Below are 23,369 nucleotides of genomic sequence, written 5' to 3' on the forward strand. Positions count from 1 at the left end.
CAAAAACGGAGTGCGTTATAACGAAACGGCCCTACGACGGACAAATCCAATCACAACCCGAAGCGTCAGCGAGGGAATTCCTGGAAAGAATATCGAGCAAAGTGCTCCCTCGCCGACGCTTCGGGTTAGGATTCCACGAAAAGCGCAACTTCAACAAGCATCCGAGGGGGAATCACTTCACCGACTTTCACCGAGAAGTCGCCCCCTTCCGACGTTCGCCAGGCAACGGCCGCACCGGGTAGATCCCCACGCCCGACTCGCTGAACTCCTTTACCGGTGTCCCCAAGATCCCGCGTGCGATGAGAAACTCGAATACCGCCGGCTCGACGAACTCGCTGTAACCATAGTTACCCGGCGAGCGGTAGCGCGCGATCTCGTTCCAGTTCACATAGATGAAAGCGAACTTCGCCGCCAGTTCCTTGTGCAGCCGTTCAAGCTCCTCTTCCGACCGCGACTCGTATGCTGCGCGGGCCAGCGTCTCCCAGGCATTGTCGTCGAACGCCGTGTTGTAAACCACCGACGGCGCGAGATCGAACACGGCGGCATCCCCCACCGAAAGCACCCCTTGGCCCGGCTGGCGCTGCTCGTTGACGTACGCGATCCACGGCGGCACGCGTTGCGGATCGACGCGCAGCTCCGCCAGCGGCGCGAAGTAGCGATTGTCGCCACACGCGCCCGAGGTAATCACCACGAAGTTCGCCACCAGTCCCATCGCCAGCAAGAGAGCGATCGAACGTCGCCACAACACCGATCCATTCCAGGTCCCCCCCGCGCCAGCCAAAAGTGCCGCCACCGGCAACGCCGGCAGCCAGAACCGATCGATCCGGTGCGTCCAGAGCCACCACGCCGCCAAGACAAATGCCAGGTACATCGCCAGCGGCGCGACCGGCCACTCTCGACGCCGCCACACCAGCGCCGCCACCACCAGCGGCAATACCAGCGGGCTCAACCACGTGCTGCGCAGCGCGAGGTCTCCCGCGCGGGCAACCACATCGTTCGGCGCAAAGTTCGGCGGATCGTGCGCCTCGCTCCACTGACGATCCTTGTCCTCCGTCCGTGTCGCGCCGCCGAAGACTCGATAGAGCAGGGGATAAGTGGGATTGCCCGCCAGCACCCAATTCTTCGCCAACCAGGGTCCACACGCCACCGCCGCCGCCAGGGCGAACAGCAAGAGGGGCCGCCAGCAACGCGCGCGTTCCGCCAGCACGATCCACACCGTCAACGGCGCCACCACGAACAACATCGCCGGGTACTTCACCGCCACGGCGCTGCCGGCCAGAAAGCCGGCCAACAATATCCAGCAAGAAACTTCCGCCCCCGGTTGCGACTCGGCGCGCGCCTGGCGCCACCGCAGCGTCGCATCGATGGCCAGCAACCAGAAGAATGCCGATGCCCCTTCGATCAATCCACTGGTCGAGACAAGCGCGATCCAGGGAGTCGAAAGAAACACCAACGCCGCCACGATGCCGGCGCCGGTCGAAAACCAACGTCGCCCCAAGGCCACCAGCGCCAGCGCCGTCAGGGGCGTATAGAGCGCGATGGCGGTCTTCCCCACCAGCCCCCCCTGGTACCAGTCATCGGTCACCACCATGCCGACGAGCGCCAGCATCTCGCTTCCCAGCGGCATGTTCGCATATACGTTGTGCGGCAGGAACGAGACACGCTGCGACAAGTAAAACTCTTTGACCGCTTCGAGATGGTACTCACGCACGTCGAACTCGACCGGCGGTAGCATCCCCCCCCAGACGATCACCCCAACAAACGGCACGGCGCACCACAACCAACGCGCGCGAGGCCACGAAGTGCGCGAAACGGGTTGCCTGTCGGTACTCGCACGACCTTGCCGCCACGCAACGACCGCCGCTGCCAGCACGACCGCCACGGCCGGCGCGACGAACAGCAACCCGCGCGCGGCCAAGCCTCCGGCCAGCCCCACGCACAGCGTGTAGAGCGAGACCAGGCTCGCGCCCACCCCCAGCGAGTACACGGCCAACTCCAGCGCGTCGAGCCGCGCCGCCATCCTCACCGCACGCAACGCCAGCCATCCCACCGCGCCCGCCACCAACCAGATCGACAGCGCCAAGGACAACACGCTCACGCGATCCGCCAGTCGCCACGCCCCTTCCTCCCCCAGCCAGCTTCCCCACCACAACTCGGGCACCAACAAGAGCTGCAGAAACTGATACCGCTGCCAGGGCGTTCCAGTCTGGGCCGAAAGCTCCGGCAGTTCCACACCGTAGAAGGCCAGCAGGTAAAGGGCCGTGCAGGCCAGAAAGATCCACACGCCCACCCCCGCCGTCAGGGTCGTCGGCGCCCCATCGTCCCCCTGTCCGCTTCCCGCGCGCGAGCCATCCCCCGCACCGGCCCGTCGTTCGCGAGAAGTCGCTCGTTTCACGCTGTCCTGCTCGTCCAAGGCCGCTATTTTGCACTGCGAGGGTAGAAGTCCCGCCCCCCACGGCGGGGCGGTACAAGCTATGTTATCCTGACGGCTTGCGCCGGCGTCGCGTTCCGACCACGCGCCGGCCCAGCCCTGACAAACCACCACCATAACGCAAACCGAACGCAACAGGCGATGGCCGAACGAGACAAGCTCCGCGGGATCTTCACCCCCAACCTCGTGCCGCTCGACCGGCGCGGCGACATCAACGAGCCCGAGCTGCGCCGCTATACCGATTGGCTCATCGAGCGCGGCGTCCACGGCCTCTACCCGAACGGCTCGACCGGCGAGTTCACCCGCTTTACGCCCGAAGAACGCCGCCGCATCATCGCCATCATGGCCGATCAGAATCGGGGCCGCGTGCCGATCCTGGCCGGCGCCGCCGAAGCCAACGTCCGCGAGACCCTCGCGGCCTGCGAATACTACCACAGCCTCGGCGTGCGCGCGGTCGCCATCGTTTCGCCCTTCTACTACCGGCTCAGCCCCGAGGGGGTCTACGCCTACTTCAAAGAGATCGGCGACCACACCCCGATCGACGTCACGCTCTACAACATTCCCATGTTCGCCTCCCCCATCGACGTCCCCACCGTGCGGCGACTGGCCGAGGAATGCCCCAAGATCGTGGCCATCAAAGACTCCTCGGGCGACCTGCCGCACATGATCCGCATGATCCAGGCGGTGCGCCCCATCCGACCCGAGTTCAGCTTCCTCACCGGCTGGGACGCCGCCCTCATGCCGATGCTGCTCGTCGGCTGCGACGGCGGCACGAACGCCACCAGCGGCATCGTCCCCGAGATCACCCGCAAGCTTTACGAGCTGACCCTCGCGCTAAAGCTCGACCAGGCCCGCGAACTGCAGTATCGCCTCGTAACCCTCTTCGACGCGATGCTCTACTCGGCTGACTTCCCCGAAGGCTTCCGCGCGGCGCTGCGGCTGCGGGGCTTCGACACCGGCGAAGGACGCCAGCCACTCTCCTCCTCGCAGCAGATCGATCTCAACCTGCTCGCCCGCACGCTGCAATGCCTGCTCGCCGAGCAAGGCTACACCGACGAGCCGATTGGCGGCTGCTCACCCCTGACGGCCGGCGTCGACGCCGCCCAAGTCGGCCGCATCGTCCGCGAAGTCCTCGCCGAGCTCGAACGCCGCCGCGGGTAGCGCCACCCAACCCCCACCCGATCGACAACCGTCGCAGCCGGGTAGCACCGATCATTTTGCGGTGCGAGTTCGCCCACTTGATCGACAACCGTCGCAAAATGGTCGGTGTTGCGCAGCAATAAGAGGATCAGTGTTGTACGGCGCTCGGTAACCTCAACGGCGACACGGTCCTCTTGTCGCCGCGCGACACGGACGATTTTCCGACTACAAATCGGCCCAAGTGGCGGCCTGCTCGCCGAAAATCATCCGTGTCACCCCCTGGGAATGACTCCGGTTTGCCGCACAGGCAGCGTCAGGCGGACGATCGTGCCCGCACCCGGCGCGCTCTCCACGTCAACGCGGCCGCCGTGGTTCGTCACGATCCGCCAACATTTCGACAGCCCCAGTCCGAGCCCGCGTCCGGCGCCTCGGCCCGAATAAAACGGATCGAACAGGTGCCGCCGCACCTCGGGCGTAAGGCCTGGTCCGTCGTCGCGCACGACGATCTCGAGCGATGCCTCCCCCGCCTCCGATCGCGCGGCGCATTGCACCTCGATACGCCCCTCCGAGCCGATCGCCTCCAGCGCGTTCGTCACCACGGCCCGCACGGCCACCTGCACCTGCGTGGCGTCGACCTCGGCGAAGAGCTCGTCGTCGCTGGCCGAAAAATCGAGCGTAATGCGCCGCTCGTCGGCCAACGTCTGCAAACCAGAGATCGCCTCGCGCACCAGGGCCACCACGTCACAGTCGGCCGGGCGCGGTTGGGCAGGCCGGGCAAAGTGCATCAAGTCGGCGATCATCTCGTGGACGCGCAGCGCCTGCCGATTGATCACCGCCAGTTCGCGGCGCCGCTCGGCGTCGTGTTCCTCGCGCAAAAAGAGCTGCGCGCGCCCCGAGATCACCGCCAGCGGCGGATTGAACTCGTGCCCGGCGCCGGCCGCCAGTTCCGCCAGCGCCTCGAGCTTCTCCGTTTCCAGCATCTCGGCGAAACGCGCCTCCAGCGCGGCCAGACGCGCCACGCGATCGGCCACGCTCGCCAACCGCGCGGCCTCGGCGGCACTCGCCAACCGCCAGCGTTTGGAGTTCCGACCCGCGGTCGTCCGATGCGCGGCGTTGCTCGCGCGTGCCTCGACCAGCGCACGCCGCACGAGCCCCACCAGCGGCGCTTCGTCGCTGGAATTCGCTTCGCGCTCACTCAGCCCGACGACGAGCTGCCGCAGCCAGGCGGGCAGCGCCGCACACGTGCGAGCCTCGCGCCCGGCTCCGCACAAGGTAAACCAGGTCTCCGTACCCGACAGCAGTCCCGCCAAACGTGCCTGCTCGCCACGAGTTCCGTCAATCTTTCTAGCCAGACGCAACGAGTGTTCCGCCACGTGCGATGCCCGCTCTGCCAGTCGCGCCATCCGACGCGCGATCGTTCGCTCGATCTCGGTCGCCGCGGCAGCGTAGTCCTCTGATGGCAACAGTGCCGGCAGTCTCGGCGCAAGCCACGCGGCCAGGGCCTCGGCGGTCGTTAGATCATCGCTGCCGGCCCGGGCCGCTTGGCAGCAGACCCACAGTGCCAGCGGCGCCTCGCACCGCAAAACAGATACCAACCCCTCCGCGCGAGCTTCCATCGCTTCGACGAGCAGCGCATCGACCAACCCCGTGGCGGCCTGCTGCGAAAGAGGCAGCCGCACCCGAGCACCGGCCAGTTCGATCGGAGGAAGCACGTGCATCACGGCGATGGTTTCTCTAACAGCCCGACTCAAGAAAAAAGGCGGCATCGGGTCAGCCGCTTGTCGCGCCGACCCGATGCCGCCTTGGCAACTTTTTTCATCAGTTACTCGCGACGCGAGCTAGCTGGCCGAGAAGGTCTCGACCTCGAGCAACTGGCAGATCCGATCGACCAGCGTCTCGACCTCGAACGGCTTCGGCAGGAAATCGTTCGCGCCAGATGCCTTGAGCTCGTCGATCTTGTCTTCCTCGACCATGCCCGAGATGCAGATGATCCGCACGTCGTCCATCGTCTTGTCGCTGCGGACGCGCTGGCAGACTTCCTTGCCGTTGATATCCGGCAGCATCACGTCGAGCACGAGCAGGTCGGGATGATAGTCCTTGACCATCATGCCGGCGTCGAAGCCGTTGTTCACGCTGCGCACCTCGAAACGGCCGTCCCGCTCCAGCACGTCGACGATCAGTTCGACCAGCTCTTCGTCGTCGTCGACGATCAGAATCTTGCGCTTCCCGCTTTCCAACGCGTCGGTCGGAATGCCGTTGTCGCGCATGAACAGAAACAACTGGTCACGCGGAATGCGGCGGAAACGACTCCCCGGGACGCGAAATCCCTTCAACTGCCCCGAGTCGAAACAGCGGATAATCGTTTGTTGGCTGACTTTGCAGATCTTGGCTGCTTCGCCCGTGGTGAAGACGGTCTTCATGGTTCCTAACCACCCCTCTCCCTAGCCGATGGCAAGGTTCGAGTTTGCGGGACCGCGGGTCGGCTCTCTCCGCAAGAGCACGCTGCCGGTCGCCAGAATCCTCCGTGTCGCTTGCGGGCCTGTCCTATCCCGCAACGCCCCTTGTCCGTAAACCTTTCACTCCCCGAACGTTTTGCATTCGGTAGGCATATCCGGTTCTTCCAAAATTACCGAACTTGCCATCGCGAGGAATTATAGCCATCCCCAACCTTGAGTCAAGATTAGTATTTTCGCCGCAAAACAAAACTATTTAACGACTTGCGGCATTCCGACACAACCGTGCGACCGCCCACCCAAAAATTCTTCCAGAGGCACCAAGAACGCTCGAATTCCCTATTTTTTCCCGGCTTAGGGTGTCAACATCCTTTTGCGCCGGCCCCCGAAAGAGGTTTGCGCCTGGCGCAAGCCTCCCCTACGCTCGACAATCACTTACCGTCGAGGTGTACCATGAGCAGGGCCAGATCGGCCGGGGTGATGCCGCTGATGCGCCCCGCCTGCGCCATGTCGCGCGGCCGCACGCGCGAAAGCTTCTCCCGCGCTTCCGCCCGCAGTTGACCCAGCTTCGCATAGTCGAGCGACTCTGGAATCCGCCGCGCCGCCAACCGGCGCTGCCGCTCGATATCGACCTCCTGACGCGCCACGTAGCCGGCGTACTTCACGTCGTAGGTCACCTGCCTTGCCACGTCGGCCGGCACGCGCGCCAACTCGGGCAGCCACGCCACGAGATCCTCCCAGGCGATCTCCTGCCGCCGCAGCCAGCGCTCGAGCGGCACCTGTTCGTGCCGCGAGGTTGCCAACAATTCCCTGATCGGGCCGATCTGCGCCTCCTTCGCCACCAGCCGCTCCCAGCGTTCCACCTCGACCAGCCCCAGCCGCTGGCCGAGCGGCGTCAAACGGCGATCGGCATTGTCCTGCCGCAACAAGAGGCGGTATTCAGCGCGACTGGTGAACATGCGGTAGGGCTCGTCGACGCCGCGCGTCACGAGGTCGTCGATCAACACGCCGATGTACGCCTCGTCGCGCGACAACACAAAGGGCTCGCCTCCGCCGAGCTTGAGCGCGGCGTTCGCTCCCGCCATCAAACCTTGCGCGCCCGCCTCCTCATAACCCGTCGTGCCGTTGATCTGACCGGCCAGGTACAGCCCCTCGACCCCCTTCGCCTCGAGCGTCGGCCAAAGCTGCTCGGGCGGGGCGAAGTCGTATTCCACCGCATAGCCGTAACGCATGATCTCGGCACGCTCGAGCCCCGGCACCAGGCGAATGATCGTGTCTTGCACGTCGCGCGGCAGGCTCGTCGAGATGCCGTTGACGTACACCTCGTGCGTGGCGCGTCCCTCCGGCTCGAGAAACAACTGGTGCCGGTCCTTCTCCGCGAACCGCACCACCTTGTCTTCGATCGAAGGGCAATAGCGCGGACCGCTCGAGCGAATCTGCCCGCTATACATCGGCGCCCGCGCCAGGTTGGCGCGAATCACCTCGTGGACCGCTTCGTTCGTAAAAGTGATCCAGCAGGGCATCTGCTCCTGCTCGATCGCGCGGGTCATGAACGAGAACGGCTCGGGCCGCTCGTCCCCCGGCTGAATCTCCGTGCGGCTGTAGTCGATCGTGCGCCCGTTCAAACGCGGCGGCGTCCCCGTCTTGAAGCGCGCGAGCTGAAAGCCCAACCGCACGAGCGCCCCACTCAAGCCGGCGCTCGTCCCTTCCCCCGCGCGTCCCCCCGGTGTCTTCGCCTCCCCCGTGTGCATCAGCGCCTGCAAGAACGTGCCCGTCGTCAGTACGACGGCTCGTGCCCCATACACGGCATCCCCCCGCACGCGCACGCCCGTGATTCGCGGCCGCGCGCCGGGCAACTCCTCGACGAGCAGATCCTCGGCTAACTCTTGCCGCAGCACGAGCCCCGGCTGCGACTCGACGATCCGCTTAATCTCTTGCTGATAGGCCTTCTTGTCCGCCTGCGCCCGCGGACTGTGCATCGCCGGTCCCTTGCTCTCGTTGAGCATGCGGAACTGGATGCCGGTGGCGTCGATCGCGCGCCCCATGGCGCCGCCGAGCGCGTCGATCTCGCGCACGATCTGCCCCTTCGCCACGCCGCCGATGGCCGGATTGCAGCTCATCTGGCCGACCGTGTCGCAGTTGGTCGTCAGCAGGGCAACCTTCGCCCCCAACCGCGCAGCAGCCAGCGCCGCCTCAACCCCGGCATGACCGGCGCCGATCACAATCACGTCGAATTCGTAGCGCGAAGGGACCATGCCGCCATGATAGAAGTGCCGCGAGCAGCTCGCCAAGCCCCAATGAGTGGCCGGAAAAGGCTTTTAACGCCAAGACGCAGAGACGCCAAGAATCCAGGCACAGTTAGAAGCGCCAACTATGCGACCGTTGGGAGCACGCCAGCGCGAGCACTCTGCTCTGCGCCTTGGCGTCTCCGCGTCATTGCGTTGAAAAAGGCGCTAATGCAGTCTTCCGCATCACGCTGCGTCGGGCACGACGGGCGCCGGGGAGACTTCGCCACCCGGGCAGCGCAGGCGGAAGAGGCCGAAGATTTCCTGGCGGTTCATGCCCATTTCGGTCTGCGGTCCGGTTTCCGAGAAGAGCGTGTCGAAGATCTCCCGCTTCTGCCGCAGGATCTGATCGATCCGCTCTTCGATCGTCGCCAGCGTCAAAAACCGGCTCACCGTCACCTGCCCCGCCACGCCGATGCGATGCGCGCGGTTGATCGCCTGATCTTCCACGGCCGGATTCCACCAACGGTCGAACAGGAACACGTAGTTGCAGAACTGCAGGTTCAAACCGACGCCGCCGGCGCCATAGCTGAGCAGCAACACATGCCGGCGCGGATCGTTGCGGAACTCCTCGAGAATGCCCTCTCGCTTCGCCGACGGCACGCGCCCATGAAACTGCAAGGGATGGAAACGCTTGAGCCGCTCGGCGAGCGTCTCGAGCACGCTCACCCACTGGCTGAAGACGATCGCCTTCTGTCCACTCGCCGCCACCTCCTCGAGATCGGCCGACAACCGCTCGAGCTTCGCGCTGTCCCCCGTGGCCGGGTCGAAGTTGCAGATCTGCTTCAAACGCAGAATCAGCTCCAACACGTGCTGGATCGAGGCGCTCTCCCCCATCTCGGTGAGACGCACGATCCCCTCTTCTTCCGCCAGCCGATACGACTCGCGCTGCGCGGGACTCAGTTCCAGCTCCGCGTCGCGGAACAACTTCGGCGGCAGATCCTTGAGCACCTGATCCTTCGTGCGGCGCAACACGTAGTCGCGCGCCAACCGCCCCATCCGCCGCAGCTTCATCCCATCCGACAGGTAGCCGGGCGAAAGAAACTCGAAGATGCCCACCAGGTCTTCGGCGCTGTTCTCGACCGGCGTGCCGGTCAGCGCCCAGCTTCGTCGCCGCGGAATCGCCCGCACGGTCTGCGCCGTGCTGCTCGAACGGTTCTTAATCCGCTGCGATTCGTCGAGCACGACGAGATCGAAGTGCAGGTTGCCCGAGGTGACGAGCTCCTCGTCGCGCAGCAGCAGTTCGTAGTTGGCGATCTTGATCGGCGTATCGTTCAAGCGCCATTGCCAGTGCCGGCGATGCCGGTCCCCCGACACCACCACCAGCGGCAACTCGGGCGCCCACAGCTTGAACTCACGCTGCCAGTTCGCCACCAGCGGCTTGGGGCAGACGAGCAGGATGTTGTTCACCTCCCCCGAGTGCAGCAGCAGCCGCATCGCCGTGATCGACTGCATCGTCTTGCCCAACCCCATCTCGTCGGCCAGCACCGCCGTGTAGCGCGGGTAGAGAAAGGCGATCCCTTCGAGCTGATAAGGAAACGGCGGAAACGGCAGCTCGAGTGCGTGCCGCTGCATCCACACCTCGAGCGGCGGCTGCAGCAGGTAGTGCAGTCGATCCTCGAGCTTCACCAGGTCCCCCGGCGGACGCACGCGCGTGTAGGGCCCGCGCGCGGAAAGGGGCTCACCGGCCTCCAGCGGCGCCGCCGGAGTCGCAAAGCTGGGAAGCACCCCCGACTTGTTCTCCGCCGGCACGGCGAACTGAAAGCTCGACAATTGCAGACGCGGTGCGCCCAGCGGCAGGCTGATGACCGTCGGGCGCGGCGCCGAGAAAATCCCACGCATGCGCTCCGCGGCGCCGTGCGCGGTGATCGACGTCACGACCTGCGCCGACCCCGTCAACTTCTGCGAGAACACCTCGAGACCCGCCGGCGCGGCGCGCCAACTCGAAACCACCACGCCCGGGTCGCTCGTTTCGCCGTACGACATCAGGCGGCTCGCTTCGCTTCGAGAAGCGCCTCGCGAATGCGGGCAAACGGTTCGACGAGATCGAACTGCTCGGCCAGCGGCTCGAGCCGCGCGGCGAGCTGCGCCGCGTCGTCGCGGCCGTGCAGACGGCACGTCCGCAAGCGATGACGCCCGAATCGTACGACGCCCGATGCCGCCTCCTGCTCCCGGGCGGGCGCGTCGTTCGTGAACTCGACGAGCGCGACGGGCACCGAGGTGAATTCCCGCACCGCCAACATCGGCTCGGCATCGGTGCAGATGAGTAGCACCTCGGTGGTTGCCTTGCGCACCAGTGCTTGGCCGATCTGTTCGCCATAGAGATAAGGAGCCAGCGTCGGGCCGTACAGAATCTGCTGCGCGCGGTTCGGCTTGATCGGCGCCGTGCAATGAAATTCCAAGGGACGCCCGACCGCGTTCAGAACCAGGTAGCCGCCGAACAACCCCTGCTCGTCGTCCGCGACGACGGTCAGAAATCCAAGACCGGCCGGCCGAGTCGCGGCGCTCGTCGTCATGTGTACTTTGGTTCCCAGGTGCGAAAGCGGGCGAGAAGGGCCGTGGTGCCGGATCGTCCCCAGCACGCGGCCACTCCCTTGGCCGCCGGCGCCCGTTCCCAAGTAGCATCGGGCATCGCAGTTAGCGACTTGAACCGGCCGGCCTGAGGAACCACCGCTAGCATTGCCCGCACGACAGCAGACGGCAGCGCTAAGTCGTTATCCGACACCGCACGAGGCCGCCTGCCGCCGCCGCCCCTTCTACCGGTCCCCCATTTTCAAGGCGCGATTGCTGGACAGCGGCGCGCGCAAGTGCCTATACTGAAGGTCTATCTGGCAGGTGCCGGAAAGCTGAAAACGGCTAGCAGGCTGGGATTCTAAGAAGATGGCGTCGAATCAGAATTCGCCCGTTTCGTTGTTCACGCAGGTCGACATCACCCCCACCAGTCAGTCGGGGCATACCGCTCCCTTCGAGACCGAGGCCGTCCCCCTGCTGCGTCAGCTTCTCGAGGCCCAAGACCGCCAGAACGAGTTGCTCGAAGAGCTCGTGCAGCAACTCAGTTCGGCCCAGCGCCAGCGCAATGCCGAGCTGAACCAGTGGAAGCAGGCCAATCCGCGCCTGGCGCGCGATTGCCGCTTGGCCGCCGACACGCTTAGCCGCGTGCAGACCGAGTTCCTGGCCACCATGACCGACGAGATCAAGCAGAACGCCGACGCCCTGCTCGAAGGGGAGTTCATGCTCAACGAGTTCGTCGATCGCTTCGGACCGCGTCTCGCCCACCTGAACGGCGCCCTGCAGGTCCTCACGCAACTCAGCAGCGCCCCCAACCAGCCCGAGCAAACCGACCGCTCGTAGCGTCGTGGCTGGTTGTCGTTTCACTTCCCACGACGCCATCTCCATGCGCCGCAGACCAGGCAACTGGCAAAAGTGGCACAGGCCGCCGGCCCGTGCAGGAAGCCAACATCCAGCGCTGCTGCCTTAGAGCAATTCAACATCGATCAGCTCCCGTAGGTCAGGTACGCCGTACCTGACACTCCTCGACGTAGCCAACTCGGTAGATTGTCAGGTACGCGCGTACCTGACGTACATCTGTTGGCCCGCGCCATGGAATACAATAGTGGCACGGCGCACGCTCGCGCAACGGCAATTCGATTCTGGAATCATCACGTGATCGCATGTATCGCTGTTTGACTCGGCAGCTCGTTGAACGATTCGCTTTCGCTGTGCTATTGCTCGCGGCATCGGTTTCGACCGGTGCCAGTGCCGACGAACTTCTCTCCCACGCCTGGCCCATGTGGGGCGGCACCCCCGCGCGCAACATGGCGAGCCCCTCGGCGCACGATCTCCCCACGCAGTGGGACACCAGCTCCGGCGAGAACATCCGCTGGACGACCGATCTCGGCTCCTTCTCCTATGGCAATCCCGTCGTCGCCGGCGAGCGGATCTTCGTCGGCACGAACAACGCCAGGCCGCGCGATCCCGAGATCCAGGGAGATCGCGGCGTCCTGATGTGCTTCAGCACCGCGGACGGCAAGTTCCTCTGGCAGGCCACCTACGAGAAGCTTGCCACGGGCGAGGCACAGGACTGGCCCCTGCAGGGGCTCTGCTCGAGCCCGGCCGTCGATGGCGAGCTCGTCTACTATGTCACGAACCGCGCCGAGGTCGTCGCCGCCGACGTCGCCGGATTCACCGACGGCGAGAATGACGGTCCGATCACTGACGAAGCGCGGCAGGGCCCCCACGATGCCGACATCGTCTGGCGCTACGACATGATCGCCGAGTTGGGCGTCAGCCCCCGCTTCATGGCCTCGTCGAATCCGCTCGTCGTCGGCGATCTCGTCTACGTCGGCACGTCGAACGGTTTCAGCGGCGACCGCGCCGAGGCCGACGCGCCGGAAGCACCCAGCTTTCTCGCGCTCGACAAGCGCACGGGCAAGTTCGTCTGGGGCGAAGGCGCCCTCGAGGGTCCCGCCAGCCGCGTCGCGCAGACCGCGATCCTCGAAGGACAATGGTCGAGTCCCGCACTCGGCACGCTGTCGACCAGCGCGGGCGTTCTCGCGCCGCAGGTCTACTTCGGCGGTGGCGATGGCTGGCTCTACGCGCTCGATCCCGCCAGCGGCGCGCTCGCCTGGAAATTCGACGGCAACCCCCAGGATGCCCGTTGGCAACCCGGCGGCAGCGGCACGCGCAACTACATCGTCGGCACGCCGGTATTCCATGCGGGACGCGTCTACGTCGCGATGGGGATCGATCCCGAGCATGGCGGCGGGCCCGGTGCCCTGCACGCCATCGACGCCGGCGGCTCGGGCGACGTCACCGCGCAAGGCGCCGTGTGGAGTCTCGGCCCCAAGCAGTTTGGCCGTTCCATCTCGACCGTGGCCATTCATGACGACATCGTCTACGCCGCCGATCTCGACGGCTTTCTCCACGCGCTCGATCTCGCCACCGGCGAAGAGCTATGGCAGCACGACATGCTGGCCGGCGTGTGGGGCTCGCCCTATGTGGCCGACGGCCACGTCTATCTCGGCGACGAAGATGGTGAAATCGCCGTGCTGAAAGCCGCCCGCAAGCTGGAAGTCGTCGCCGAAAACACCCTCGAAGACTCTGTCTACGGCACGCCGATCGCCATCGGCAAGACCATGTACATCACCACCCGCAGCCGCCTCTACGCCCTCGAGAGGCAAAAGTAGGTCAGGTACCCCGTACCTGACAAAGTCAGATCATGCGGCCCTGTAGTCACCACGCGCGCAGAAGAGCGCGTTAAAAACTCCGCCCCGTTTCCGCGCGAGCGAATTCGAGCCATGCAAGTCGATCTCGTCCACATCACCACCGCCGACGGCCTGCGACTTGCCGGCGCGCTCCAGGTTCCACCCCCGATCAGCGATGCCGCGCCGCCGACACGACCCGCGCTCGATGCCATCGTCTGCGTCCACGGCACGGGCAGCAACTTCTACGCCTCGACCCTCATGGAGACGATCGCCGCGCGCCTCGTCGAGCTGGGCATCGCTGCGCTGCGCGTCAACACGCGCGGCCACGACGGCATCAGCACCACCAGTGGCCGCACCGGCCCCGTCCGCGGCGGCGCCGCCTACGAACGCGTCGCCGATTGCCGCTTCGATCTCGCCGCCTGGGTCGCGCTCCTGGTCGAGCGCGGCTACGAGCGCGTCGGCCTGCTGGGGCACAGCCTGGGCGGACTCAAGTGCATCTACGCGCTCGCGCAGTCCGCGAACGACGATCGCCAGAACTCGAACGATCGCTCTCCGCTCGACGACGTGCGCGCGCTCGTGGCCATTTCGCCGCCGCGTTTATCGCACTCCGTTTTCCGCGCGAGCGCGCACGGCACAGAATTTTCCGCCGCGTTCGATGCCGCGCAGGCGCTCGTCGATGCCGGACGTGGCGACACGTTGATCGAGTCGACCTTCCCGCTGCCGTATGTCGTCTCGGCCGCCGGCTATGTCGACAAGTACGGTCCTCACGAACGTTACCAGATACTCCATCTGCTGGCCGGCGTGAGCTTGCCGACGTTGATCCTCTACGGCAGCGAAGAGGTCGCGCGGAACATCGCCTTCGCCGGCGTGCCCGAGGCCATCGAGGCCCTGCCACCTCCGCACGATCACCGCCAGGTGGGCGTCATCGCCGGGGGAGACCATTTCTACGCCGGCGTCCGTAGCGAATTGCTCGGCCGGCTCGAACGCTGGCTCCGCCGTCTGTCGCTCCCATGAGGTCGGGGCTACCACCCCTGCCATTCTCGGCATGCCACCCTACACCGTGAACCCTTTGATATTGCGGTCAAGCAGCGGGGGTAGCAGACGATTTTCCGGGGCGGCGCTGCCAACAGACCGGGCCCGAGTCGGAAAATCGTCCGTGTCGCGCAGCGACAAGAGGATCAAGGATCGGCAGGCTACTTCTCTCCCTCGTTCGCGCCGCACCCAGCGCATCGCGATGCGTGGCAAGTTACCATGACGCTATCCTGCCTCGCCCCCGACCCGCCCCCCCGGCGCGGACCCACCCCAGGAGGATTCTCATGCGTTGGCTCCTAACGGCCGCACTCGCGCTCGCGTGCCAGATGTCGGTCGGCTTCGCGCCCCTCACGGCACGAGCTGCTGACGATACGCTTTCGCTCGGCACGCGCCGCGAGCTCTTCGTCGATGCTTCGCGCATCGAGCGGCTCGACCGTGTGGCACTCAAGCTGCACGAGCCCTGTCACGCCGGCGCGGCCCTCGCCTTCGACCATCCCTGGGAAGGTCCCTTCTGCGGCTACGTCACCCTCTTTCGCGATGGCGACAAGTTCCGCATGTACTACCGCGGCATGCACGAGGCAGACGCCGATGGCTCGCCGGGCGAAACCACCTGTTACGCCGAAAGCACCGACGGCATCCATTGGGAAAAACCCAACCTCGGCCTCTTCGAAGTGCAAGGCACCCGCGAGAACAACGTCGTGCTGGCCGACGCCGCGCCGGCCACACATAACTTCGCCCCCTTTCTCGATACCCGGCCCGACGTACCCGCCGACGAGCGTTACAAGGCGCTGGGGGGCACCGCGCAGAGCGGCCTGATCGCCTACGTCTCGGCCGACGGTCTGCGCTGGCGCCCCCTCCAGGCCGATCCCGTCTTCCAAGACAGCGGTTGGGTCTTCGACTCGCAGAACAACGCCTGCTGGTCCGAGGCCGAGCAGTGCTACGTCCTCTACTATCGCAAGTCGCCCGAAAAAGTCCGCTCGATCGCCCGCGCCACGAGTCCCGATTTTCGTTCCTGGACCGCCGGCGAGATGATGGACTTCGGCCCCGCGCCGGTCGAGCATCTCTACACGAACCAGACGCAGCCCTACCACCGGGCGCCGCAATACTACATCGGCGTGGCGGCCCGCTTCCTGCCCGGCCGGCAGGTAATCACCGCCGAAGAGGCCCAGCAGATCGGCGTCAACCCGAAGTACTTCGGCGATGTCTCCGACGCCGTGCTCCTCACCAGCCGCGGCGGGCTGCGGTACGACCGCGCCTTCGCCGAAGCGTTCGTCCGACCTGGCCCCGGCCTCGAGAATTGGGTCTCGCGCACCAACTACCCGGCGCGGGGCATCCTCGACACCGGCCCCCACGAAATGTCCCTCTACGTGCAAAAGAACTACGGTCAGCCCACCGCCCGACTCGACCGCTACACGCTTCGACCCGACGGTTTTATCTCGGCCCATGCCCCCTACGCGGGCGGCGAGCTGGTGACCAAACCTTTCACGTTCGGCGGGACGGACGAGATCCAAGCCTTGCGTCTGAACTTCGCCACGTCGGCCGCCGGGGGGATCAAGGTCGAACTGCAAGATGCCGCCGGCAAGCCGATTCCTGGCTTCACCCTCGACGAATCGATCGAGCTGGTGGGCGACGACCTCGACCGCGCGGTAAGCTGGAAATCGAGCCCGCAGCTCCACAAGCTCGCCGGCCAACCGGTCCGCCTGCGATTCGTCATGCACGACGCCGACCTGTACGCGTTCCAGTTCCGCTAGAGTGGCCAGTGCAATGCTCCCTAACCCCTGACCACTATTCCCTGAATGCAACCTCTCACCTGCCAGTACTGCCGCCAGCGTTTCACCCCCACGCCGTGGGAAGAGCCGGTGACGTGCCCGCACTGTGGCGAGGAGCTCACGAGCGAGGCGGCCACCGACACCATGCGCACGGTGGCGCGCGTCTCGAATCTCGCCGAGGTGGGATACTTCGAAGAAGTGCTGCAGGCGGCCGGCATCGAGACCAAGATTCTCGAGCACGACGACTACAACGCCGTCAGTGGCGACTGGAGCCGTACCTACGTCTTGCGCGTCGACCAGCAGCGGGCCGATGAGGCGGTCACGCTGCTCGAACGCGCGCTCGCGGCAACCACCGACGTGGACGACACCGAACGCATCCGGCCGGCCAACACACCAGGCCGTTTCACCTCGGCCGGCATCATCGCCCTGCTCGGCGGGGCCTTCCTGGTGCTCCTCTATATCGGCGCGGACCACCGCCGCGATCTGCTCGAAGGGGTGCGACTCCCCGAAGAACAAGCCGCCGGCCCGCGCCCCGCCCTCTGGCGTGCGCTCGCCGAAGAGCAAACGCCCCTCAGTTCCCCCCTCGACGGCAAGCGTCCCCGCCGACGAATCTACTACGACCAGGAAGGGGACATCATCCTGCTCGAAGAAGATCGCGACGGCGACGGCCGCATCGATCGCACCCGCGGCTTCCGCGGCGCCGGAGTCGTCTTCGACCGAGACTGGTAAAAGCACGTCCGTATGCTCGGCGAACTTTCGTCGCCCTCAGCGCCTGCGAGATGGGGCTCGGCGATCTGCGCATCGGCGAGCGCGTCACCTACCGCTACGCCGGACGCGACTTCCGCCTGACCGACGTCGCCAGGCGCCTTTTGACCCCCGTCCTTGCATGATCGTCATGCTCGGACCTCTCCCGACCCCGAAAATCCCCCCAATCCGGGCCGCGGCCTCGCTGACTCCGCTCCGCGCTGCTAACGACCCCAGGGCGCCCAGCGGAAGCCCGGAAAACGTGGTAGCATCATCCCTGAACCAGGCTCTTTAGCCGCGCGGACAGCAATAAATGCTGGAAAATCCACCCGCCGCGTCGTAACCTCTGGAAGTGGGGGTCCTTCCCCCGTACCGCACAATCGGCAGCCTCGAAACCGGCAGACAGCCCGCTGCCAGACCTCCGCGGCCCGTGCGCCCCCCGTCGCGCCCGAGCCCCGTAGGAATCGCGGAAGCGTGGAACTTTTTGCGCCCCGTCGTCGTCCCAAACTGGCGAAGGCGACGACGTTCGGCGCCAGCATCGCAGTCAGAACTACACGTGGAGAACTGGAAGATGCCTAACAAAAAGAAACAACGCCTGTCGACCGTCGTGCTCCTGGCGAGCACGCTGGGCGCCCTGCCCGCCCTCGCGGACGAACCGGTCCCAACCAGTTTCACGCTCGAGGAAATCGTCGTCGAACCGCGCGAAAACCCCACCGTCGAACAGCCCGCCAACCGTGCCGAGCTCGGCCGCCGCGGACAGGGAGACAAGGTCAACCGGCTCAAGATCAGCGGCGCGCCCAAGGCGGCCCTCGCCCCCCCCAGCGCCGCTTTCAACAAGCAGGCCCTCGCCGCCGGTGCTCGCGTCGAACCCCTCAACACCGAAAACAAATCGAGCATCGCCGCCGGCGCTGCCGACGGCCGCACGACCAAGGTGCAAAACCTGAACGCCAACCGCAAGACGGCCCTCACCGACAAAGACGCCGGCAAGATCAACAAGCTCAACACGAAGAAGCTCCAAAGCCGCCTCCTCTCGGACAGGTCCCCTGAGAAGTCGGCCGAACTCGCCCCCAACGAAGCGGCCGCCGTACGCGATAATCCCGCTCAGGCCACCGCCAAACAGTAACCAAAAGCTGTAACTCAGTGGCACAGGCCGCCCGCCTGTGCGGACAGATGATCTCGGGTGGCACCGACGATTTCGCGTGGGCAGACTCTCCGCCAGCAAAACGATCAGAGTCGCGAAATCGTCGGCGTTGCCACCCAACGGCAGGGCACGTGCCGAGCCAGCGGCACGCCGACCCCCCAGCAACGGCTTCCACGCAAACAACGCCCGATCGATCGAGGAACCCTTCGATGTCCGCCCTACGCAACAACCTTATGCTCGCGCGAACGCTCGCCGCCGCCACGGTGCTGTGCGGCCTGCTCCTCGTGGCCCCTCCGGCCCGCGCCGAAATCAGTGAGTCCGATCAGAAGCTGGTCCAGGATGTCTGGGCCCGCCTGCTCGCCGTGGCCGAGCCCCCCGAAGGCTTCGCCTGGCCCCCCACGATCGAAATCGTCGAGAACAAAGATTGCAACGCCTACGCGACGATTCGCCCATCGAAAGAAGGGGACGACCCCAACCTCCGCTATCCGATTTCCGTGGTCTTCACCGGCATGCTCGATCAGATCATCCAGGGGGACCCCGATCGGCTCGCCTTCATCCTCGGTCACGAGCTTTCGCACATCACGTGCGGCCACGTCGTCACCCCCAGCACAGGCAAGCCCAAGTTCATCGAGATCGTCTACACCCGCATCGACGAGAACGAGGCCGACGTCGAAGGGGCCAAGCTCATGGTCAAGGCCGGCTACTCCCTGCCCAGGGGGATCAAGGGCATTCAGCGCATCATCGAGCTTGGCTTGGAGTACACCTCCTTCGAAGGTCTCAGCGTCGACCACCCCTCGTGGAAAGACCGCCTCGTCCTCATCGACGGCGAACAGTCGAAGATCTGGAAGAGCATGAGCGCCTTCGAGAATGGCAATATCTTCCTCGCCACCGAAAACTATCCCATGGCCGAGTCCTGTTTCCGCTTCGTTATCAAGGATTTTCCCAACTGCTACGAAGCCTGGGCCAATCTCGGCTACGCACTCCTCATGCAATACTGCGATGGCCTCGAGGAAGAAGACCTCCGCAGCTTCGCCGTCGGCCAGATTCTTGTCGGTGGCTTTTACTCACGTCCCAATTCTCTCTCTGCCGGTCTGCGCGGACCCGACTCGGAAGTCTGGTTCGAGGCCATCGGCGCCCTGCGAGAAGCCCTCCGTCTCAAGCCCGACCTCACGCTCGCCAAGGCCAACCTGGGCGTCGCCTACCTCGTCTGCCCCGATGGCAAGGATGTCGGCAACGCCACCCGCTTCCTCACCGAGGCCGCCAGCGACGCCATGAAGGACGACTCGCTCGATCCCCTCATGCGGGCCGCCATCCTGCTCAACGCCGGCGTCGTCGATCTCGCCGGCGGCAACGCCACCGACGGCGAATCGAAGTTCACCGAAGTCGAAAAGCTGGGCAAGGAGCTTCCCGGAGGCAGGCCCGCCACCACCACGGCGCTGGCCACCGCGCTGCAATACAACCGCGCCACCATGCTCATGGCCTCCCCCAACGTCGATCAGCGCCGCCGCGCCCTCGACGAGTGGGAGCTGTACCTCCGCTCGGCCACCCCCGCCTCGGCCTGGTGGGCCCTGGGTTACGACAGCTACGCCAAGCTCTGCAAGGAACTGAACGCCACTCCCAAGACCAAGGACGAACTGCAAAAGGCCGGCAAGGAAAGCTTCCGCCTCGTCGTCTCCGTGCCGCTCGCCTCGGGCGAAACGATCGACCTCGGCAATCCGGTCCAAGCCGAACTCGCCAAGCTCGGCGAACCAGAAACCCTCCCCATCGCCCCGCGCCGTGGCAAGCTCATGCGATATCGCTACAACGATCTCGGCCTCGAGGTGCTCGGGCTCGAAGACGTCATCGCCGTGCGACTCAGCGGCCCGAACGCCCCCGAGCTGCCCCTGCGTGGCTCCGGCCTCACCGGCGGCAAAAAGTCGATCAAGATCGGCATGACCAAAGACGATCTCGAAAAGCTTCTCGCCGGCCAGGACTACGACTTCCGCGAGCTCGACGATCCCGAAAAATCCTACCGCTTTTATCGGAACCTGGGGCTCGCCGTCCGCATCGAAGGAGGCAAGGTGGTCGAGCTCGTCGTCGCCCAGATTCCCCAGCGCGATCGCCAGACCTGATCCCCCCAGCCCACGTACGTTCGAGAACGATCCATCGATCCCATCACCAGATTTGTTGACTCCCGTTCAACACCATCCGCAGAAGGAACACGAACCATGTCTCGCTTCATCCGTCGCAGCTTGCTCGCCCTGACCGCCGTCGCCCTGTTGAGCACCGCCGGGCTGTCGGTCGCCCAGGCTCAACCCAAGAACCCCAACGACGCCGCCGCCCCGGCCGCCTCGGCCGGTCCGTCGCTCGAGCAACTGCTCGACGCCGCCGGCTTCGCCTACTCGAAGCAAACCTTCGACGACGGCAACGTCGCCTACCGCATCACGGTCGAGGCCAACGGCGAAGTCTCCATCGTGGTCGCCAGCGAGCGCACCATGGGCTGGAAAGATTCCAAGGGGAACGACGTGAAGCTCGTCTACATCTGGACCACCATCACGCCGGTGGCCGACGGGGTCGAGCTGCCCGCTTCCATGCTCAAGCGCATCGCCGAGCTGAACGATCAGTACCTCATCGGCGGCGTCAGCGCCCCGAAGGGAGGCGTCTACTACTGCAACTCGTTCTGGCTCCGCACGGCCGACCCCGAAATCCTCGCCGACGAACTCGTCCTGGCCCACAACTCCCGCCTCAGCCTCCGCAAGGAACTCCTCCCCTACATGAGCGAGAACTAGTAGCCGTAGTGACAATAAAGTAGGTCAGGTACGCCGTACCTGGCAAACAACCAGGCAAAGTCCACCAAACGCCCGGGCACGAAAAAAATCGCCCCGGGCGTTTGCCTGCGCGTAGGCAATTTGAACAACACCGCGGACGAGTAGCCGGGTAGCACCGATCACCTTGCGGAAAAAGTCCTCCCTCGGAAACCACCCCCAGTCGCAAGAGGGTCGGTGTCGCGCAGCGACCAGAGGAACGCGGGACTGCTTGATCGAACGTTCGACAGAACGCGTAGGTCACGCACCCATGTGCGTGACAATGTAAACGATTGCTCGTGGTAGAGGGATTGGTTGCGGATTGGTCGCAGGCCGGGATCAGGTACACTCCGTGCCCCAGCTCGTGGCACGCCACGGCGTTGCGGATTGGTCGCAGGCCGGGATCAGGTACACTTCGAAGGAGGTTGGAGAAAAACTACTTGACGTTGCGGATTGGTCGCAGGCCGGGATCAGGTACACTTGGGCGAATCTGGTCCGCAAACCCAACCACGTTGCGGATTGGTCGCAGGCCGGGATCAGGTACACTGCATGCCGCCGAAACGGCAGCCGGTCCTACGTTGCGGATTGGTCGCAGGCCGGGATCAGGTACACTCCCGCGGCTCGGTCCCCGCCGATGAGTTGTGTTGCGGATTGGTCGCAGGCCGGGATCAGGTACACTCTTTAGCCTGGCTGGGACAGTTGATTGAAGTTGCGGATTGGTCGCAGGCCGGGATCAGGTACACTCTGTAACAACAATTGCGCTGGGTTTAACGGGTTGCGGATTGGTCGCAGGCCGGGATCAGGTACACTTGGTCTGCATATCCAAGAGTGCATCGATGTGTTGCGGATTGGTCGCAGGCCGGGATCAGGTACACTATCGGCTTGATTCCGTTCGTCCTGCTGCTGGTTGCGGATTGGTCGCAGGCCGGGATCAGGTACACTCGTGAACGTGAAGTTCGACGTCCACGCATCGTTGCGGATTGGTCGCAGGCCGGGATCAGGTACACTTACCCCTGGCTGTGGTGTTCGTAGGGTTCTGTTGCGGATTGGTCGCAGGCCGGGATCAGGTACACTCGACCTTTTTTGATCCAGTCAGCACTTTGAGTTGCGGATTGGTCGCAGGCCGGGATCAGGTACACTGCCGAGCGCGACGAGGATCACCCCCGACAGGTTGCGGATTGGTCGCAGGCCGGGATCAGGTACACTGCTCTCCGGAGTAGGTCATTGGTGGGAGGAGTTGCGGATTGGTCGCAGGCCGGGATCAGGTACACTCGTGTAGGTACACTCCCCCTCCTCGCTGCCGTTGCGGATTGGTCGCAGGCCGGGATCAGGTACACTGAAGAGGTTGGCGAAGATGCCACAGGCTCTGTTGCGGATTGGTCGCAGGCCGGGATCAGGTACACTATCGCCGGTCGCGCCGATCCATAGTCGAAGGTTGCGGATTGGTCGCAGGCCGGGATCAGGTACACTGCAGCAGCCAGACGCTGTCTCAAGTCGCTGTTGCGGATTGGTCGCAGGCCGGGATCAGGTACACTTGGATGGTGCCGTCGCAGACGATCATTTGAGTTGCGGATTGGTCGCAGGCCGGGATCAGGTACACTACAGCGAGTATGGCGGCATGTTGACGGTAGGTTGCGGATTGGTCGCAGGCCGGGATCAGGTACACTCGAGTCGGCCGGCGCGCACGAACACGGCCGGTTGCGGATTGGTCGCAGGCCGGGATCAGGTACACTGAAGACGACCCTCTTCCGCCGGCTGCTCACGTTGCGGATTGGTCGCAGGCCGGGATCAGGTACACTTTGCTGCCGCCAAGGTGCGCCGCGACTTGGGTTGCGGATTGGTCGCAGGCCGGGATCAGGTACACTCCAGGGCAGCAGCTTCACGTCGCAGGTCGGTTGCGGATTGGTCGCAGGCCGGGATCAGGTACACTCGACCTGTTTGCCGACCATGTCGCGGGCAGGTTGCGGATTGGTCGCAGGCCGGGATCAGGTACACTGAGTGCCACAAAACACACACCGGGTCCGTGGTTGCGGATTGGTCGCAGGCCGGGATCAGGTACACTACACCGCTCCAGCAGGCTGCTATCCGTCTGTTGCGGATTGGTCGCAGGCCGGGATCAGGTACACTCGGCGTCGCCTCGAGCGTGCGCGCCGGCCTGTTGCGGATTGGTCGCAGGCCGGGATCAGGTACACTCTTAGGCATACGTCCAAGCAACTGCCTAGCGTTGCGGATTGGTCGCAGGCCGGGATCAGGTACACTTTCCGCCAGAAAATTGACTTACAATAGAAGGTTGCGGATTGGTCGCAGGCCGGGATCAGGTACACTCTTGTCGACGATACGCTCGCCATTTACCACGTTGCGGATTGGTCGCAGGCCGGGATCAGGTA

The 23,369-nt window shown here is 64.9% G+C and carries 15 protein-coding genes and 1 CRISPR repeat array (1 of these 16 running past the window's edge); of the genes, 9 read left to right on the forward strand and 6 right to left on the reverse strand.

The annotated features are described in order from the left end of the window. Nucleotides 1–187 precede the first annotated feature (187 nt). Nucleotides 188–2,395 (reverse strand): glycosyltransferase family 39 protein, encoded by a 2,208-nt coding sequence (locus tag KF708_18275; protein MBX3414640.1) that lies wholly within the window; start codon nt 2,393–2,395, stop codon nt 188–190. A gap of 177 nt (nt 2,396–2,572) precedes the next feature. On the opposite strand from KF708_18275, the gene KF708_18280 reads away from it, so the two are divergent. After that, complete coding sequence (locus KF708_18280) at nt 2,573–3,592, forward strand: dihydrodipicolinate synthase family protein (protein MBX3414641.1); 1,020 nt, start codon at nt 2,573–2,575, stop codon at nt 3,590–3,592. A gap of 251 nt (nt 3,593–3,843) precedes the next feature. Here the strand turns inward: KF708_18280 and KF708_18285 are convergent, their stop codons facing one another. The 5 genes from KF708_18285 to KF708_18305 all read right to left on the reverse strand — a co-directional run bounded on the left by KF708_18285 (nt 3,844) and on the right by KF708_18305 (nt 10,825). Further along, the gene (locus KF708_18285) at nt 3,844–5,292 is read right to left on the reverse strand and encodes a hypothetical protein (GenBank protein ID MBX3414642.1); all 1,449 of its coding nucleotides are present in this window, start codon (nt 5,290–5,292) and stop codon (nt 3,844–3,846) included. A 117-nt stretch (nt 5,293–5,409) separates the two neighbouring features. Beyond that, nucleotides 5,410–5,991, reverse strand: a complete 582-nt coding sequence (locus tag KF708_18290; protein ID MBX3414643.1) for a response regulator — start codon at nt 5,989–5,991, stop codon at nt 5,410–5,412. Between the two features lie 464 nt (nt 5,992–6,455). Further along, on the reverse strand, nt 6,456–8,279 hold the full coding sequence (gene mnmG, locus KF708_18295) for a tRNA uridine-5-carboxymethylaminomethyl(34) synthesis enzyme MnmG (GenBank protein ID MBX3414644.1): 1,824 nt from the start codon (nt 8,277–8,279) through the stop codon (nt 6,456–6,458). 216 nt (nt 8,280–8,495) lie between these two features. Then, nucleotides 8,496–10,295, reverse strand: coding sequence for a DEAD/DEAH box helicase (locus KF708_18300; GenBank protein ID MBX3414645.1), 1,800 nt, complete (start codon nt 10,293–10,295; stop codon nt 8,496–8,498). Next, on the reverse strand, nt 10,295–10,825 hold the full coding sequence (locus tag KF708_18305; protein MBX3414646.1) for a hypothetical protein: 531 nt from the start codon (nt 10,823–10,825) through the stop codon (nt 10,295–10,297). The genes KF708_18300 and KF708_18305 overlap by 1 nt, the downstream gene beginning before the upstream one ends. Before the next feature lie 364 nt (nt 10,826–11,189). On the opposite strand from KF708_18305, the gene KF708_18310 reads away from it, so the two are divergent. From KF708_18310 to KF708_18345, 8 genes are all read left to right on the forward strand, one after another. Further along, nucleotides 11,190–11,660: a hypothetical protein gene (locus tag KF708_18310; protein ID MBX3414647.1), complete on the forward strand. Its 471-nt coding sequence runs from the start codon at nt 11,190–11,192 to the stop codon at nt 11,658–11,660. A gap of 368 nt (nt 11,661–12,028) precedes the next feature. Further along, nucleotides 12,029–13,495, forward strand: coding sequence for a PQQ-binding-like beta-propeller repeat protein (locus KF708_18315; GenBank protein ID MBX3414648.1), 1,467 nt, complete (start codon nt 12,029–12,031; stop codon nt 13,493–13,495). A gap of 111 nt (nt 13,496–13,606) precedes the next feature. Next, a complete protein-coding gene (locus KF708_18320) occupies nt 13,607–14,527 on the forward strand; it encodes an alpha/beta fold hydrolase (GenBank protein ID MBX3414649.1) in 921 nt (306 codons plus the stop codon). A 344-nt stretch (nt 14,528–14,871) separates the two neighbouring features. Next, nucleotides 14,872–16,296 carry a hypothetical protein gene (locus KF708_18325; GenBank protein MBX3414650.1) on the forward strand — a complete coding sequence of 475 codons (1,425 nt, stop codon included), beginning with the start codon at nt 14,872–14,874 and terminating at the stop codon, nt 16,294–16,296. A gap of 45 nt (nt 16,297–16,341) precedes the next feature. Beyond that, on the forward strand, nt 16,342–17,043 hold the full coding sequence (locus tag KF708_18330; GenBank protein ID MBX3414651.1) for a hypothetical protein: 702 nt from the start codon (nt 16,342–16,344) through the stop codon (nt 17,041–17,043). A 586-nt stretch (nt 17,044–17,629) separates the two neighbouring features. Then, complete coding sequence (locus tag KF708_18335) at nt 17,630–18,181, forward strand: hypothetical protein (protein MBX3414652.1); 552 nt, start codon at nt 17,630–17,632, stop codon at nt 18,179–18,181. A 227-nt stretch (nt 18,182–18,408) separates the two neighbouring features. After that, on the forward strand, nt 18,409–20,310 hold the full coding sequence (locus KF708_18340) for a M48 family metalloprotease (protein MBX3414653.1): 1,902 nt from the start codon (nt 18,409–18,411) through the stop codon (nt 20,308–20,310). 96 nt (nt 20,311–20,406) lie between these two features. Further along, nucleotides 20,407–20,967, forward strand: coding sequence for a hypothetical protein (locus tag KF708_18345; GenBank protein MBX3414654.1), 561 nt, complete (start codon nt 20,407–20,409; stop codon nt 20,965–20,967). Nucleotides 20,968–21,296: 329 nt separating this feature from the next. After that, nucleotides 21,297–23,369: a CRISPR direct-repeat array (repeat unit 36 nt; unit sequence GTTGCGGATTGGTCGCAGGCCGGGATCAGGTACACT); it runs 926 nt beyond the window's last position.

The sequence above is a fragment of the Pirellulales bacterium genome, assembly GCA_019636335.1.
Taxonomy (GTDB): Bacteria; Planctomycetota; Planctomycetia; order Pirellulales; family JAEUIK01; genus JAHBXR01.

Bases quoted from the DNA above. Each gene is read 5' to 3' on its own strand.
- KF708_18280 (MBX3414641.1), top strand. From the start codon at position 2,573: ATGGCCGAACGAGACAAGCTCCGCGGGATCTTCACCCCCAACCTCGTG.
- KF708_18290 (MBX3414643.1), bottom strand. From the start codon at position 5,991: ATGAAGACCGTCTTCACCACGGGCGAAGCAGCCAAGATCTGCAAAGTC.
- mnmG (MBX3414644.1), bottom strand. From the start codon at position 8,279: ATGGTCCCTTCGCGCTACGAATTCGACGTGATTGTGATCGGCGCCGGT.
- KF708_18300 (MBX3414645.1), bottom strand. From the start codon at position 10,295: ATGTCGTACGGCGAAACGAGCGACCCGGGCGTGGTGGTTTCGAGTTGG.
- KF708_18305 (MBX3414646.1), bottom strand. From the start codon at position 10,825: ATGACGACGAGCGCCGCGACTCGGCCGGCCGGTCTTGGATTTCTGACC.
- KF708_18310 (MBX3414647.1), top strand. From the start codon at position 11,190: ATGGCGTCGAATCAGAATTCGCCCGTTTCGTTGTTCACGCAGGTCGAC.
- KF708_18320 (MBX3414649.1), top strand. From the start codon at position 13,607: ATGCAAGTCGATCTCGTCCACATCACCACCGCCGACGGCCTGCGACTT.
- KF708_18325 (MBX3414650.1), top strand. From the start codon at position 14,872: ATGTCGGTCGGCTTCGCGCCCCTCACGGCACGAGCTGCTGACGATACG.
- KF708_18330 (MBX3414651.1), top strand. From the start codon at position 16,342: ATGCAACCTCTCACCTGCCAGTACTGCCGCCAGCGTTTCACCCCCACG.
- KF708_18335 (MBX3414652.1), top strand. From the start codon at position 17,630: ATGCCTAACAAAAAGAAACAACGCCTGTCGACCGTCGTGCTCCTGGCG.
- KF708_18340 (MBX3414653.1), top strand. From the start codon at position 18,409: ATGTCCGCCCTACGCAACAACCTTATGCTCGCGCGAACGCTCGCCGCC.
- KF708_18345 (MBX3414654.1), top strand. From the start codon at position 20,407: ATGTCTCGCTTCATCCGTCGCAGCTTGCTCGCCCTGACCGCCGTCGCC.